The following is a 15,563-nucleotide window of genomic DNA, read 5'->3' as shown; positions in this document are numbered from 1 at the left end:
TCAGTTCTGGCTAGCCCCCTGCGCTGCCCGAGCGGCTCCAGGCAGGCAAGCGCCCTTCCTCAGCTGCGTGGCAGGACGCCCAACTCTCTCCATAGGGCTTCAACTGCGGGGCTTCGCTCCGGCAGCGTTCCTGGGCCAGCGGACAGCGCGAACTGAACGAGCACCCTGGTGGCGGATTGATTGGGCTGGGCAATTCGCCCGCTGCGCCGTCTCGATCTCTACGGCGCTTCGAAAGGTCTGGAATGCTGTCGACAAGCATCCGGGTATAGGGATGTCTGGGATGGGCAAATACCTCGTCAGGGGTGCCGATCTCACAGATCCGCCCTAAATACATGACGCCCACTTTGTCCGACATGAAATCAACGACGGCCAGGTTGTGGGAAATGAAGAGCATGGTCAGCTTGTAGCGCTCTTGCAGGTCGCGCATCAGGTTCAGTATCTGCGCTTGCACCGAAACATCGAGGGCCGAAGTCGGCTCATCGCACACCAGAAGCTCTGGCTCGCCTGCCAATGCCCTGGCGATGGAGATTCGTTGGCGCTGACCGCCGGATAGTTCGTGCGGGAACCGACGACCATCGCTTTCCGACAACCCTACGGACTCCAACAACTCGGCAATGCGTCGCGCAGTCTCCTTTTCACCCTCGATGAGTCGCCCCTCGCGAATGGGCTCGGCAATGATATCGGCAATGCGCCAGCGCGGATTGAGTGACGAATAGGGATCCTGAAAAATCATCTGGACACGCGGTGCCGTCGATCCCTGTTCGCGGCCACCAGATGGCAAGCCAATCGGTTGCCCATCGACACTGATCGCACCCGCTGACAAGTCGTACAGTCCGACCACCAATCTAGCGACCGTGGATTTTCCGCACCCGGATTCGCCGACCAAACCGAAGGTCTCGCCCTTACGGACATACAGATCGATTCCGTCAACGGCCTTTAGAATTCGCCGTGGTGCCCCGGTCAGAAGACGTTGAATCTTGGGGGCTGACACATCGAAATGCCTGACGGCCCCTGAAATTTCCAGAAAATGCGGCGCTTCGGTCATCGTTGGGCTACCTTCCTGGGCCTGTTAGGCGCTTCACCGCTATCAAGCGTCGGCAGATCATTGCGCCAACAAGCCACCAGCCCGGCACCGGCTGCTTCCAGGCGCGGACGCTCCATCGAGCAACGATCCATGGCAACCGGGCAGCGGCTCGAGAAGGGACAGGAGTCCGGTCGCACCTGCCCAAGCCGTGGCATCGCACCGCCAATCTGCGTCAGGCGGTCCTGGCGCGCGCCCAACAGCGGTATCGAACCCATCAGGCCCTTCGTATAGGGATGGTTTGGCGCTTCGAGTAATGTTTCGACCTTACCGATTTCCGCGACCCGCCCGGCGTACATGACAGCGACCCGGTCCGCCATCTCGGCGATCACCCCCATATCGTGGGTAATCAGCATGACGGCGGTACCATTCTCCCGGCAGAGCCGCTTCAAGACGCCCAGAATCTGGGCCTGAACCGACACGTCGAGCGCTGTAGTCGGCTCATCGGCAATAATGAGTGTGGGATTGGCTGCAAGCGCTAGGGCAATCACCACGCGCTGCCGCATACCGCCGGAAAACTGGTGCGGATACTGCTTGATCCGCTGTTCCACGTCAGGGATGCCGACATCGTCTAGCAGCTTGACCGATCGCTTCCGCGCTTCGGCCGGCGTCACATTGAAGTGAGTGCGGATGGTTTCCACAAGTTGATCTTCAACCGTGAACAGAGGGTCGAGACTGGTCATGGGGTCCTGGAAGATCGTCCCGACTTCACGGCCACGAATGGCCCTGATCGCCTGCTCGGAGAGGTTATCGATCCGGCGACCGTTCACCCAAATTTCACCCGAGGCTATTCGGGCAGGCTGTGGCAGCAAGCCAATCACCGCCGCCCCAGTCATTGACTTGCCAGCGCCCGATTCACCAACGACTCCCAGGACCTCGCCCGGTTGAATCGAAAAGCTGACGTCATCCAGGATCTTGAGGTTGCCTTGGCGAGTCGGAAGTCCGACGTTGAGCTTTTCAATCCGTAGGATCGGTTCTTTCGATGGTGCTGAGGTCATACTGCGGCCCTCAGCGAAGGGTAGGATTGAGGACATCTCGCAGCCAATCCCCCAAGATGTTTATAGACAAGACAAGCAACAACAATGCGGCGCCGGGAAAGATCGTCATCCACCAGTAACCGGAGAAGAGATAATCATTACCGATGCGGATGAGCGTCCCGAGAGAAGGCGCCGTCGGCGGGAGGCCCACGCCCAGGAACGACAGTGTTGCCTCCATGATGATCGCGATCCCAAACCCGACAGTCGCGATCACGAACACCGGCTCGACGATGTTGATCAAGATGTGTTTGCGCATGATCCGCATTGGGCTAACGCCGATGATACGGGCTGCCTGCACATACTCGCGTCGGCGTTCGACCATCGTCGCACTGCGCACCGTCCTGGCAAAATGCGCCCAGTTGGCCAGGCCAATGGACAGCACGATGATGTACAGCGCCAGCGCATCGTGCACCTCTGCGGGCAGAAAGCCTCTCGTCACGCCGTCTATCAGCAGAGCAATCAAGATAGCCGGAAAGCTCAACTGCACGTCGGCAAGCCGCATGATGGCCGCATCGATCATACCGCCGGCATAACCGCTGATCAGCCCCAGGATAATGCCTACCACCGATGCAAAGGCCATGGAAAGCAGCCCCGCAAGCAGAGAAATTCTCATCCCGTGCAGGATCAAGGAGAGCATGTCGCGCCCCTGCGCATCGGTGCCGAGCAGATACCCGTCCAAACCTTCATCCGTCCAAGCTGGCGGCAAGCGAGAGGCCAATAGGTCAATTGACGCCAGATCGAAGGGATCATGCGGAGAAATCCAGGGCGAAAGTGCCGCAGCGACACACAGCACAACCGTGATGATCGCCGAGATTAAGGTCACCGGAGACGTTATCAGCGAGAATACAGCGTCGCTGCCGCGCAGGCGCGCAAGAAAGCCTGTCGTTCGCGCTGCCGTTGCACCTTCTGTTGCCACGATCAGCCTCCTCTAAGCTGCTTGCTTTTGCGTGAACTCAGCGCGCAGCCGCGGGTCCACAACGAAGTACAGCAGGTCGCAGATCAGGTTGATCAAGACGAACATGACCGAAACCAGCAGCAGATAAGCCGCGATCACGGGAATATCACCGAACTGGACCGCCGTAATAAACAAGAGCCCCATACCCGGCCACTGAAACACCGTCTCGGTGATAATCGCGAATGCGATAATAGATCCGATTTGGAGTCCAGTGACCGTGATGATGGGGACGATTGCGTTCTTCAATGCATGGCGGAAATTGACCCGCAGCGGAATCAAGCCCCGTGCATGGGCAAACCGCACATAGTCCGAACGCAAGACCTGCAGCATCTGCGAGCGGACCAGTCGCATGATCAAGGTCATCTGAAACAGTGCTAATGTGACGGACGGTAAAATTAAAGCCTTCCAGCCACTAGCGGTCAGCATTCCCGTCGTCCACCAGCCAAGCCCAATCACTTCTCCGCGGCCAAAAGACGGCAGCCAGGAGAGCATGACCGAGAAAATCATGATCAGCAGAATACCGACCAGGAAGGGCGGCAAGGAGATTCCAAATAACGAAACAAGCATGAATCCACGGCTTGAAAGGCGGCGGGGATAAACCCCGGCAAGAACGCCCATGGGGATTCCAAAAGCCAACGCGAGGAAGCCTGATAGCAGGCTCAACTCCAATGTAGCAGGCAGGCGCTCGGCAAAAAGGTCGGACACCGGACGCCCCATCCGATACGAGATTCCCAGCTCTCCCTGTGCCGCCCCCAGCACAAAGCGGCCAAACTGTACATAAACCGGATCGTTGAGGCCCAGGTTTTCGCGCAAGGCTTCGCGTTCCTGCAATGTCGCGTCCTGGCCAACCATGTTGTTCACCGGATCGCCAACAAAGCGAAACAATGCAAAAGCGATCAATCCGACGGTGAGAACCACCAAAACGGCCTGCGAGAAGCGCTGTAGGATAAAGGCGATCATCTCTTAAATCATGTCTCTCGCTGGCTGGGGGTGGCGACTCGAGTGAGGTAACAATTATTTCGCAGTACCGGCAAGAACCCGGGACGGAAAAATCCTCTCCGCCCCGGGAATTCTTGCACCACGGCTTACTTTATCTTCGTCGTTTTCAACTCGAAGACGTTATCTGCGCGCTGGTTGACTTCGACATTCTCACGAACGCCCCAGGCTAGTGTCTGCTGATGCAGAGGAATCATCGCGATATCATCTGCCGCCAACCTCAAAGCCTCTTTGATCAAAGCCCTGCGTTCGTCGGCATCCACGGTCATCGCAATTTTTTGCTGCAGCGCATCAAGTTTGGGATTGGAGTAGTCACCCATGTTCCACTTGCCCTGTCCTCCCTCTGCCTTGGTGCCAAGGAAGTCGTAGAGCACGTTGTGCGCGTCATAGGTGGGCGGAACCCAACCCATCATGTACATACTGGTATCACGGTCCAGAACCTTGCCGAAGTACTTGGTTTTGGTCATTGCGTTAACCCGCGTCTTGATACCGACCCTGGCCAGCATCGTTGCCGTTGCAACGCAAATGTCCTCGTCCTTTACATAGCGATCATTGGGACAATCCAAAGTCACCTCAAAGCCATCGGGATAACCCGCTTCGGTAAGCAGTTGCTTGGCGCGCTTGAGATCATAGGCAGGGCGCTCCTCCATGGAGGGGTCATAGCCTTCGACTTGAGGCGCGATATAGGAGCCCGTCGGCTTGGCTGCGCCTTCCATGATCCGGTCGGCAATCGCATTCTCGTCGATGCTCAGATAAACAGCCTCACGGACACGGCGGTCCTTGAAGGGATTTTTGCCCTTTACGTTGGAGTAAAGCAGCTCGTCGCGATTTTGATCGAAACCGAAGAAGATGATCCGCATCTCTTCGCCCTGCAGCATCTTTGTCTGATCGCTGCTATCGACGCGGCCGGCATCTTGCAACGGAACGGGATAGATCATGTCTACCTCACCCGACAACAGGGCGGCAACGCGTGTTGCGTCGGATTTGATCGGCGTGAAAATCGCCTTGTCGACGTTGTGCTCACGCTTATCCCACCAGTTCGGATTGGGTTCGAATACCGTTCGTACGTCAGGTTCACGGCTGACGACCATGAAGGGGCCGGTGCCGTTTGCATTACGGGTCGCGTAGTTTTCGCTTCCCTTACGCACGTCGGCCGCTTCCTCCGCACCGTTCTCGACGCTCCATTCCTGATCCATTATGTACCAGTCGGCGATTTCATTGAGCAGCGTTGGACTTGGGCCGTTGGTGGTTATCTCAACCGTCAGATCATCGACTTTCTTCAGCTCCGCAATAGAGCGAATTTTGGCCTTAACGTCGGACGTTTCGCCTCTGGCACGCTGAAAGGAGAAAATCACATCGTCTGCGTTGAAGGGATTTCCATTATGGAATGTCACACCCGCACGCAACTTGAAGCGCCAAACCGTATCGCCATCCCTCTCCCAGGATTCGGCCAATGCGGGCTCAATGCCAAGGTTGCGGCCACGCCGAACCAAAGATTCATAAAAGTTACCCTGGAACCCCGTCGTATAGATCTCGCTCAAGCCGTATGGATCAAGCGTCTGGGCATCGCCAGAGAAGGCCCACTTAAACTCTGCCGCGCGGGCGTCGTTCATAGTAGCGGCGGCGGACAAGGCGACAGCCAAGCCTCCTGCTCCAACAATTGAAAGTAACCTGTTTTTCATCGAAACAACCCCTCTCCCTGGTTTCACTCGGTTTCCGCTGCGGCGTCTTTGATGGCGCCCTCATGAGCATTCTCAAGGCGGAACTTCGCCGGCTCTCATTTCATCGGCAGTATAAAAGTCTATGGATTGTCCGGGGGTAACGTCAAGCACAATTGGTCCAATAATCGATCAAAATGGATTAATTGTATGGCATACAATTTCCGCATACTGGCACACGAAAGAGGCGGAACTCCAGATCGTCATTTTGATACAAGAGGTTACGGCACTCATCATTTTTGGCCCAGCAGTTCAGAAAGCGGGGACAAATCCCGCGCCGTATCCAGTCCGTCCGTCAATTGGATCAGTTTCTCAACCCGGTTTCCGTAACCACACTCACTCAGCAACGACCTAGTTTTTGCCATCGCCTCCCTGTCAAAGAGACTGCTGTCGATCTTATAGCGGTCGGCCTCGGGGTCGCCGCTCGGGCAGGTGCTTAAGAACTGTCTGACCTCGCGGTCGAGCGTCTTCACACGCAGGACTGTATGATACTCCTCTGGATAGAGCGCACTCAGCGCATCATCTTCGACGACCTTTACCTTAGCCGCCAAAGCGAGGATCTCAGGCCTTTGCACGGCCTCGACGGTAAAGTCTTTCAGGCCTATGTTTCCCTGGAGCAGGCAACAGGCGATATGGTAGGGGACGTTGAACTGCGCATCGACCGCATTGATGGGGACCGGATGATATGTAAGCACATCGGTCCGGTACAAGCGGACTTCGACCTCTGAAATGTCTTGAACTGCGATCCCGGCGCGCTGCGCCTCCAAGGCGAGATCAATGGCGCCGTGGGCAAAGCGGCAACAGGGATAGGGTTTGATCGCCGTCCCTAGCCCCCGCAAGTCTGTTCCTAAGCCCCGCGTGACGGCCTCGGTGTCCAGTTTCTGATCGTGGCCAAAGGCTGCAAAAAAGCCGCCCGCCCCTTCCAGGATCGTGGCGGGCCCCGTAAAGCCTTCTGCCGCCAGCAGCGCGGCAATTACTCCGGACTGAGCGGCCCTACCTGGATGCAAGCGCTTTATCCAGGAGCCGTCTGCACGCCATTCCACCAATCCGGCGGCTTGTGTCCCCGCAATACCAAGCGCGCGTGTTGCAGCGATGCTATCCAAGCGCAGAACAACCGCACCGGCAGCAGCAGCGCCCAAAGCACCGCAAAGCGCGGTCGGGTGGAAACCGTAGCGAAACAAGCTGCCACGGAAGACCTCTCCCAGCCGACAGGCCACCTCATAGCCAGCGATGAGTCCCAGAAGAAAATCCCGGCCGCTGGCCCCCGACGCCTCTGCGATTGCGAAAGCGGCAGGCACCACAGCCGCGCCGGGATGCAAAACGCCGATCCGATGATCGTCGTCCAACTCCAACGCATGGGCTAACGTTCCGTTCGCCAAAGCGGCCTCGCCGCAACTCAGGCGCAACCCGCTACCGAAGACGGCGGAAGGACCGCCGCTACCGAACCGGGTCAGCCCGGAGACCGTTCGTTTGGAGGATTCCGCCATCGCCCCACCAAGTGTTACGGCCAGTGTGTCCAGGGCATAGGTTTTTGCCCTGGACATCGCTGCATCGTCACAACCTTCGGTTATCAGTCGCGTGGTAAATCCAGCCAGCTTTTCGGCCAGCGTTGCGGTTTCAGGCATCGACAATGGCTCCATAAGCTTCCGGCCGACGATCCCGATAGAAAGGCCAAACCTGCCGCACCTCTTCCAAACGTGCGCGGTCGAGGTCGGCGATCAGAATCTCTTCTTCCGTATCGCTCGCCTGCGAGATGATCTGCCCGATAGGATCGACAAAAACGCTCTTGCCGTAATACTCACTCTCGAATTCGGTGCCGACGCGGTTCACGCCAGCCACAAAATAACCATTGGCAATCGCATGGCCGCGCAGTTCTGGCTCCCAGACGCTCTGAGAGAATCCACGTTTGGTGGTGGCGGTTGGAACAAAAACCACCTCTGCACCATTCAACCCTAAGCACCGTGCACCCTCCGGGAAGTGGCGATCATAGCAAATGAGCACGCCGATCTTTCCGAAAGTGGTGTCAAACACTGGGTACCCCTTGTTCCCAGGGCGAAAATAGAACTTCTCGTTGAAATAGGCACTCATGGGAATGTGGTGCTTTCGGTAAAGGCCCAGAATTTCGCCCTTCTCATCGACAACCGCGGTCGAATTGTAAAGTTCGCCCGCCATAACCCGCTCGTAGAAGGGCACCACAAGCACCATGCCTAAGGCCTTAGCCGTACGGCGCATCAACGTCATCGTCGGCCCGTCAATCGGCTCTGCCAATTGCTGGTCGTCCGGATTGATCTTCTGCGGAAAAAACCAAGTCGCAAAACACTCGGCAAGGCAGGCGACCTGCGCGCCCTGTTCGGCGGCCTGGCGTAACATTGCCTCCGCACGGGATAGATTCTCGTCACGCTCCATCGACGCCTTCATTTGAATGAGTGCCGTTCGCACTTTAACCCCTCCTCATTTTTCGCCCAGTTTCAAACGCCTGGTCGATATTGTAATACAATTGACCGCAACAATTAGGATTACGTAAGCTTACAATGTCAGTCAATATCTGAATTTTTCGCATAATTGTACTGTTTTTATGGCGATACCCAAGAGATCTGCGCGTCACTACCGGTCGAGATGCACAGCAATTCTCTTTGAAATCTCTTGCTACAACAAGCCCCTGACGAAAATTCGAAGGCTAACCGCAAGACCGGGGCTGCTGCCGGATCGGCTATGGTTAAATACGCCATCTTTGAGAGTGATTTCATGAATTGTCTACACAGACAATATGCTTTATAGAGAACTCATGGTTGAAGAATGGACACCGAATATCGATGATCGCAAGGTCCCTTTGTACCGAGCGATCGCCGATGCTATCGAACGCGATGTCGCGGACCGCGTTCTCCGGCACGGAACCCAAATGCCGACCCACCGCGCCCTGGCAGACAGACTGGGCGTCAATGTGGCAACGGTCACGCGCGCCTATTCGGAAGCACGATTGCGCGGGCTTCTGGTCGGCGAGGTGGGGCGCGGCACCTATGTCAGCAATCCTTCCGCATCAAGCGAGCGCGCCACCACCGAAAGCGGTATCATCGACTTCAGGATCAATCAACCGCCGACATCTGAAGTCGAAAAGGCCCTATCTCGTGAGCTGGCGGCCTTCTCGGGCCGGGTGCGCACTATGGGGCTGCTCGGGTATCATCAAGCGCCTGGTAAGTTGCAGCACCGCATTGCCGGGTCGAAGTGGGTCGAGCGTGCTGGTGTTTTTGTAGAACCGGGCCGGGTCGTGTTGACCAACGGCGCGCAGCAGGCCCTTATGGCAACGTTCGCAGTCTTGACGCAACCAGGCGACCTGGTCGTCACCGAAGCCCTCACCTATCCCGGTATTCGCAGTTTGGCAGACCTTTTCCGTGTCCGGCTAAGGGGCTTGCGGATTGATGACCAAGGGCTGGTGCCAGACAGCCTGGAGGAAGTATGCCGGGAAGAGAAGCCGGCGGCACTTTACCTTACGCCAACGATCCACAACCCGACAGCGTCGGTCTTACCGTTGGAGCGGCGCCAGGAGATTGCCAGAATCGCCGAGCGCTATCAGGTGCCCATTGTCGAGGACGATATCTATGGCCCCCTTACCGCTGGTAATCCGGCACCGATTTTCACGATGGCGACTGGCGATTGCTACTACGTCTGTGGAACTTCCAAGACCGTAGCGCCGGGATTACGGATCGGCTATCTGGTCGCGCCGTCGCATATGATCCATTATGTGGCTAACGCCGTCCATGCCACGACGTGGTCGGCCCCACCGCTTACTGCGGAGATTGTCACCTCCTGGATCGAGTCCGGGATTGCCGACCGCGTGCTAGAGTGGCATCGAGCGGAATCGGGTCGTCGGCAAGCCGCCGCTCGACGTATTCTGGGACAGTTCGATATTACGGACCAGCCGTTTGGCTATCACCTGTGGTTGCGCCTGCCCGAAGAATGGCGCAGCGAAGATTTCGTCCAGGCCGCCAGGGCCAACGGCGTTGCAATTGCCCCAAGCAGCCCCTTTGCCGTTGATCCGAGGGATGCCCCAAGAGCTGTGCGCATCAGTCTGGGCTTGCCTGAGAATCAAGCCCTCATGGAAGAAGGGCTGATGCGGATCAATGACACCCTATCGCAATACAACATGCCAAAGAACGTTATTATCTGATAGCTGCTGGATCGCTTGGCACAGACAGGCGGTAGGCTTGCGGTGGTATGCTGGGACTGCTGCGAGCGGCAGGTCTAATTCAGTGACCGGGCTCGCGTTGAGGCAGGCAAAGCAGCCTCACATACCAGAACGCAAACAGCGCAAAGGCCCCGCCCCAGGACATACCAGCCAACATCAGGAATGGCTGTGTGGCTGTGTCGATCCAACCCATCGCCACACGCAACACGGCGCCGACCACCAATAGCAGATAAATGACCTGGGTCACCTTGTCGGCGGTCAAGGGACGACCGGCATGCCCAAGCATGGCACGCGTCATGACAGCCAGGGTCATCAGCCCAATGGTTCCGGCGGTAAGACTGTGCAGCGCGGCGGGCACAGAAATCAGATGCGGCCAGAGTGCTGCTCCGCCCAACAGCAGGAGCGAGATCCCCAGCGAGCCATAGGCGACATGGAGCACCAGCAAAAGCGGCTCAGCGATCGTGCGATGGCCCGCCCAGCGGCCTAAGCGCAGCAGCGTGGCTGCACCAGCAATGAGGAGCAATATGCCGGCAGCCAAGGACTCCGGCGCCGCAACCCAACCAACCAACGCAACCGCCACACAAACCAACGCGACCTTATCGAAAGTGCCGACGGAAGCCGGAAGCCCTTCCCTATCTCCTCGTTTCGCAAGCCAGTTTCGCGTGAAACTCGGTGTAATCCGCCCGCCAATCATAGCGATCAACATCGCAAAAACGCCTAAGGCCGCCCGCTCGAAGCCGCGGGATTCGAAGCCCGAAAGATATGAGATCAACCAACCGGCGTTCGCCAGGGCCAGCAGGGATATGAGGATGCATACCGGTATGTTCTTCTTATTTCCGGCCGCCAGGATTTCCCGCCAGACCGCAGCCGCCAGAACCAGCAGAAACAAGCTATCGATCGCCGCCGCCAATTGAGGTGCTGAATCGCCAAAGAGCAGCGCCAACCGCCCGGCCAACCACAAGAAGAAGAGGAACGCCAACCGCCGCCCTTTCAGGGGTAGTCGGCCCGTCCAGTTCGGGACCGCCGTCAATAAGAACCCGGCAATTACCGCTGAAAGAAATCCGAAAAGCATTTCATGAATGTGTAGTGCCAGAGGGTCGAGCGCCGATGGCGGCACCCAACCGCCGCTCAGACCGTTTACCCAAATGCCGATCTGCAGAGCGGCCTGCAGGCCGGCAGCTGGAAAAAAGACCGCGAAGGCACGCGCAAACAACCGTTCCATGATTACCTGCCATTCTTTCCAAGCGCCGACTCGATCTTGGCGATTTCCGGGTGGACGCTTAATCATTTAAGTGGCATATTAAATACTACTTTTAACAAAATCCGCAAGAGCCTGAAATTTGGGGCGGCCCATTCAAGGAACTAAGCGATGCGTATGACCCAGCACAGCGACTATGCCCTACGGTTGCTGGTCTTCCTGGCATTGAGGACGGACCGGACCTGCACCGTCAGTGAGATCGCAGAGGCATATGGACTATCCCGCCATCACCTTTTGAAAGTGGCATTGCAACTAAAGAACCTGGGATTAGTCGATAGCCTTCGCGGGCGCAGCGGCGGAATCAATCTCGCGGTCGATCCGGCTGACATCAATATTGGCGCGTTAATGAAATCGCTGGAGACCGATTTTGCTTTGGTGGAATGCATGAAGCCGACCGGCGGCAACTGCGTCATATCACCGGAATGCCGCTTGAAGGGCATGTTCCACGAGGCGCTGGAGGCCTACCTCGACGTATTGCGCGCCTATTCGCTCGCCGATGCGCTGGGGAACGGACCCGCGCTGGCCGCCCTGTTGGAAATTCCCGGTACCGAAAACCTGGGCTCGCTCAATTGATCTAGCTCAAAGACAGGTGGCGCGCGGTTTCATAGAAACAGGAAGAACGTTCGCCCCAATCCGGCGACCCTCACGTGAAGAGACAGGTACGACATGATTTCACAATTGACCAGAAGTGAGCGGCTTGGGTCGCTGGCCGTGTTGCTGTTGCTCGCGGTCATCGGACTGGCTTTTGCCGGGGCTGGAAACGGCGCGCCGCTCGGCGTTCACGGGCTTATCATTCTACTTTATGCGATTGGCCTGGCCTTCGTCGTGATGCATGGTTATTTCGAAGCCGAGCCCGACCCCGAACGTCTGTCGAGTTACTATGACGATCCGATCAAGGTCGGCGTCGTCCTCACTATGCTTTGGGCCGTGTTCGGCATGTTCTTCGGGCTGTGGGTTTCGGCCCTTCTGGCCTGGCCGGATCTAACCTTCGACGCTGGGTGGGCGAGTTTCGGCCGTATGCGCCCCGTCCACACCTCCGGGGTCATTTTCGGGTTTGGCGGCAACGCGCTTATCGCTACGTCGTTCCATGTAATGCAGCGGACATCGCGTGCACGTCTGCCCGATCAGTTTTCGCCTTGGTTCGTTCTCCTGGGATACAACCTGTTCTGCATTCTGGCGATCAGCGGCTATTTCATGGGCCTCACCCAATCCAAGGAGTATGCCGAAGCAGAGTGGTATGCAGACATCTGGCTGGTAATCGTCTGGGTTGTCTATTTCCTCCTCTACATCCGCACCCTGGCGCGGCGCAAGGAGCCGCACATCTATGTCGCCAACTGGTATTACCTGGCCTTCATTCTGGTCGTGGCCATGCTTCACATCGTCAACAATCTGGCGATCCCGGTCTCCCTGGGGACCGCCAAGAGTTACTCGCTGTTTTCCGGTGTCCAGGACGCCATGACCCAGTGGTGGTATGGACACAATGCGGTGGCCTTCTTCCTGACCGCCGGCTTCCTTGGCATGATGTACTACTATCTACCCAAGCGCGCCGAACGGCCGATCTTTTCCTATCGCCTCTCGATCATCAGTTTCTGGGGAATCACCTTCCTCTATATGTGGGCCGGGTCCCATCATCTTCATTACACGGCCTTGCCGCAGTGGGTGCAGACGTTGGGCATGACGTTCTCCGTCGTGTTGCTGGTTCCCTCCTGGGCCTCGGCGGGCAACGCCCTGGCCACGCTCAATGGCGCCTGGCACCGGGTTCGCGACGACGCAACGCTACGGTTTATGATGGTGGCAGCCGTATTCTACGGTCTCAGCACCTTTGAAGGGTCCTTCATGGCCATCCGGCCGGTGAACTCCCTATCTCACTATACCGACTGGACCGTCGGCCACGTGCACGCAGGCGCTTTGGGCTGGGTGGCGATGATCACCTTCGGCTCTATCTACGCCTTGGTCCCCTGGATATGGAAGCGCGAGCGCATGTACTCGGCCAGACTGGTGGAAGTGCACTTCTGGTTGGCGCTGTCCGGAACCATCGTCTACGTCTTCGCCATGTGGAACTCGGGCATCATCCAGGGCCTGATGTGGCGCACATACAATGACAGTGGCACGCTGGCCTACTCCTTCATCGATTCCCTGGTGGCGATGCATCCCTACTATATCGCCCGCACTTTTGGGGGCCTGCTGTTCCTGCTGGGCGCAATGGTTGGCACCTACAATGTTCTCAAAACCATCCGCGCGGCGGCCCCGGGAACGGTGCAGACCGCCGATGACAAGGATATCCCGGCGGATGCCGCCAAACCGCTACTCCAGCCGGGTGAGTAAAAGATCATGCCAGATTTTCATCGCAAGCTAGAACGCAACTCCATCGGCTTCGTCATCGCCATCGTCCTGGTGGCCGCTATCGGCGGCATCGTGGAAATTGCTCCGCTCTTCACGATCGACGAAACGGTTGAGGCCGCGCCGGATATGCGCGTCTACACGCCACTGGAGATAGCCGGCCGCAATATTTACATCCGTGAGGGCTGCTATGCCTGTCACTCGCAGATGATTCGCACTCTGCGCGACGAGGTGGAGCGCTATGGGCCCTACTCGCTGGCCGTGGAATCCCAATACGACCATCCTATGCTGTGGGGTTCAAAACGCACCGGGCCGGACCTCGCCCGCCTCGGCGAGAAGTACTCCGATGACTGGCATGTCGCCCACCTTATCAATCCGCGCGACGTCGTGCCTGAATCGGTCATGCCAAAGTATGGGTGGCTGCAGCGCCAACGCCTGAAGGTCGAGGATCTGGATCAACATCTCGCGGCGCTCCGCAAGGTCGGCGTTCCCTACTCGGATGACATGATCCAGAACGCCACCGAGGATGCAAAGGCACAAGCTACACCGGACAGCCGCGGTGTGGAGGGTCTGACTCAGCGCTACGGTGAAGCTACGCACCTACGCGCCTTTGACGGCGACCCGTCCCGGTTGACCGAGATGGATGCGGTTGTCGCTTACCTTCAAATACTCGGTAAACTGACCGACGCCGCCTATGCGGCGCCTGCGGTCAAGGAGTAGGCAAGATGGAGTTCTTTGATCACCAGACCTTGGTCGGCTTTTCGAAAAGCTGGGGCCTTTTCTATCTCATCGCCCTGGCATTAGGCGTTCTCATCTACACCTTCTGGCCTAGCAACCAATCTCGATTTCAGCAGGCCAAGAAAAGCATTCTCGACAAGGATGACAGGCCGTGGACATAGGCAAGCGCGACCCCATTACCGGACGAACAACAACGGGCCATGAGTGGAATGGCATCGAAGAGCTGAACACGCCGATTCCGCGTGTCGTCCTTTTCTTCCTGGCGGCAACGATCCTGTTCTCGATCATCTACTGGATCCTAATGCCCGCCTGGCCGATCGGCACGACCTACACCAGAGGTCTGCTTGGGTTGGATCAAAAAGATATCGTTCAGATGCAGGTCGAGCGCGCCCAAGCCGAGCGTGGCGCTTGGACCGACGAAGTGGCGGCACGGAGCTTCGATGCCATAGCCGCGGACCCTGAGTTGATGACTAAGATCGGCGAAACCGGACGCACGCTCTTTGCTGACAACTGCGGCGTTTGTCACGGCGTTGAGGGAACCGGAAATCCCGGCTTCCCTGACCTTTCGGCCAAGTCATGGCTGTGGGGGGGCGATCCGGAAACCCTGGCCGAAACCATTCGCGTGGGTATCAACGCCACGCACCCCGAAACCCGGCAGTCGCAGATGCTGGCCTTTGGTCGGGACGGGATTCTCGCGCGATCGGAGATCAAGGACGTAGCCGCCTACGTGCAATCCCTGAGCGACCCGCAGGCGGTAAGCGGTGAGCCGCCTGAGCGAATTCAATCAGGAAGCAATCTTTTCGCGGATAACTGCGCGGCCTGCCACGGCGAGGACGCGCGCGGCATGACCGAGGTCGGCGCCCCCGACCTGACCGATTCGATCTGGATATATGGCGGTGATCGCCAAGCGATCCTCACCACACTCATGCAAGGGCGCCAGGGCCAGATGCCGGCCTGGGAGAACCGCCTATCGTCCACTGAGATAAAGATGCTGGCTATCTATGTGGGAACACTGGGGAGGGCCTCGCGATGAGCCAATTTCCGTTTGGCGGCCCACGCGTGAACAGTCGGAAGCGTTCATCGGGCTGGCTTGTCGCCGTGTTCCTCGGGGCGTTGATTCTGGTCGGTGCAAACGCGCATTTCGTCTATGTGGCGGTAACCTCACAGCCCGATTGCGTACCGCACTTAAAATCTCCCGCCGCGGAAAAGATCGGCGAGGAATCCCCGTTCCGCGCCGCCAAATCGGCTTGCTGAGGA

General features: G+C 57.8%; 15 protein-coding genes. 7 read left to right on the top strand and 8 right to left on the bottom strand.

The window, feature by feature from the left end; all coding sequences use genetic code 11:
- Nucleotides 1–10 precede the first annotated feature (10 nt).
- From FHR98_RS02565 to FHR98_RS02535, 7 genes are all read right to left on the bottom strand, one after another.
- Nucleotides 11–1,045, bottom strand: coding sequence for an ABC transporter ATP-binding protein (locus tag FHR98_RS02565; RefSeq protein WP_183415045.1), 1,035 nt, complete (start codon nt 1,043–1,045; stop codon nt 11–13).
- Nucleotides 1,042–2,079 (bottom strand): ABC transporter ATP-binding protein, encoded by a 1,038-nt coding sequence (locus FHR98_RS02560; protein WP_183415044.1) that lies wholly within the window; start codon nt 2,077–2,079, stop codon nt 1,042–1,044. Before FHR98_RS02560 ends, FHR98_RS02565 begins: the two co-directional genes overlap by 4 nt.
- Nucleotides 2,080–2,089: 10 nt before the next feature.
- Entirely contained in the window at nt 2,090–3,034 is a 945-nt protein-coding gene (locus tag FHR98_RS02555) for an ABC transporter permease subunit (protein ID WP_322091207.1), read from the bottom strand.
- A 12-nt stretch (nt 3,035–3,046) separates the two neighbouring features.
- Nucleotides 3,047–4,033, bottom strand: coding sequence for an ABC transporter permease (locus FHR98_RS02550; RefSeq protein ID WP_183415043.1), 987 nt, complete (start codon nt 4,031–4,033; stop codon nt 3,047–3,049).
- Nucleotides 4,034–4,158: 125 nt separating this feature from the next.
- Complete coding sequence (locus FHR98_RS02545; protein WP_183415042.1) at nt 4,159–5,751, bottom strand: ABC transporter substrate-binding protein; 1,593 nt, start codon at nt 5,749–5,751, stop codon at nt 4,159–4,161.
- A 269-nt stretch (nt 5,752–6,020) separates the two neighbouring features.
- Complete coding sequence (locus FHR98_RS02540) at nt 6,021–7,412, bottom strand: MmgE/PrpD family protein (protein WP_183415041.1); 1,392 nt, start codon at nt 7,410–7,412, stop codon at nt 6,021–6,023.
- Entirely contained in the window at nt 7,405–8,226 is an 822-nt protein-coding gene (locus FHR98_RS02535; RefSeq protein ID WP_221205679.1) for a nitrilase-related carbon-nitrogen hydrolase, read from the bottom strand. Before FHR98_RS02535 ends, FHR98_RS02540 begins: the two co-directional genes overlap by 8 nt.
- 346 nt (nt 8,227–8,572) lie before the next feature.
- On the opposite strand from FHR98_RS02535, the gene FHR98_RS02530 reads away from it, so the two are divergent.
- Nucleotides 8,573–9,952 (top strand): aminotransferase-like domain-containing protein, encoded by a 1,380-nt coding sequence (locus tag FHR98_RS02530; protein ID WP_183415040.1) that lies wholly within the window; start codon nt 8,573–8,575, stop codon nt 9,950–9,952.
- Nucleotides 9,953–10,031: 79 nt separating this feature from the next.
- Here FHR98_RS02530 and FHR98_RS02525 read toward each other — a convergent pair whose 3' ends face one another.
- Nucleotides 10,032–11,192 (bottom strand): NnrS family protein, encoded by a 1,161-nt coding sequence (locus tag FHR98_RS02525; protein WP_183415039.1) that lies wholly within the window; start codon nt 11,190–11,192, stop codon nt 10,032–10,034.
- 147 nt (nt 11,193–11,339) lie between these two features.
- Between FHR98_RS02525 and FHR98_RS02520 the strand changes: the two genes are divergently transcribed.
- The 6 genes from FHR98_RS02520 to FHR98_RS02495 all read left to right on the top strand — a co-directional run bounded on the left by FHR98_RS02520 (nt 11,340) and on the right by FHR98_RS02495 (nt 15,560).
- On the top strand, nt 11,340–11,801 hold the full coding sequence (locus FHR98_RS02520; RefSeq protein ID WP_183415038.1) for an RrF2 family transcriptional regulator: 462 nt from the start codon (nt 11,340–11,342) through the stop codon (nt 11,799–11,801).
- Nucleotides 11,802–11,894: 93 nt separating this feature from the next.
- Nucleotides 11,895–13,553 carry a cytochrome-c oxidase, cbb3-type subunit I gene (gene ccoN / locus FHR98_RS02515; RefSeq protein WP_183415037.1) on the top strand — a complete coding sequence of 553 codons (1,659 nt, stop codon included), beginning with the start codon at nt 11,895–11,897 and terminating at the stop codon, nt 13,551–13,553.
- 6 nt (nt 13,554–13,559) lie between these two features.
- Nucleotides 13,560–14,288 (top strand): cytochrome-c oxidase, cbb3-type subunit II, encoded by a 729-nt coding sequence (ccoO, locus tag FHR98_RS02510; RefSeq protein ID WP_183415036.1) that lies wholly within the window; start codon nt 13,560–13,562, stop codon nt 14,286–14,288.
- A gap of 5 nt (nt 14,289–14,293) precedes the next feature.
- Complete coding sequence (locus FHR98_RS02505; RefSeq protein ID WP_183415035.1) at nt 14,294–14,467, top strand: cbb3-type cytochrome c oxidase subunit 3; 174 nt, start codon at nt 14,294–14,296, stop codon at nt 14,465–14,467.
- Nucleotides 14,458–15,339: a cytochrome-c oxidase, cbb3-type subunit III gene (ccoP, locus tag FHR98_RS02500; protein ID WP_183415034.1), complete on the top strand. Its 882-nt coding sequence runs from the start codon at nt 14,458–14,460 to the stop codon at nt 15,337–15,339. The genes FHR98_RS02505 and ccoP overlap by 10 nt, the downstream gene beginning before the upstream one ends.
- Entirely contained in the window at nt 15,336–15,560 is a 225-nt protein-coding gene (locus FHR98_RS02495) for a hypothetical protein (protein WP_221205678.1), read from the top strand. The genes ccoP and FHR98_RS02495 overlap by 4 nt, the downstream gene beginning before the upstream one ends.
- Nucleotides 15,561–15,563 lie beyond the last annotated feature (3 nt).

Origin of the sequence: Limibacillus halophilus, assembly GCF_014191775.1 — a bacterium.
In the GTDB taxonomy this organism is placed as follows: Bacteria; Pseudomonadota; Alphaproteobacteria; order Kiloniellales; family CECT-8803; genus Limibacillus; species Limibacillus halophilus.
The sequence above is the reverse complement of the archived record's forward strand: the minus strand, read 5'-3'. Positions and strand labels throughout refer to the sequence as shown.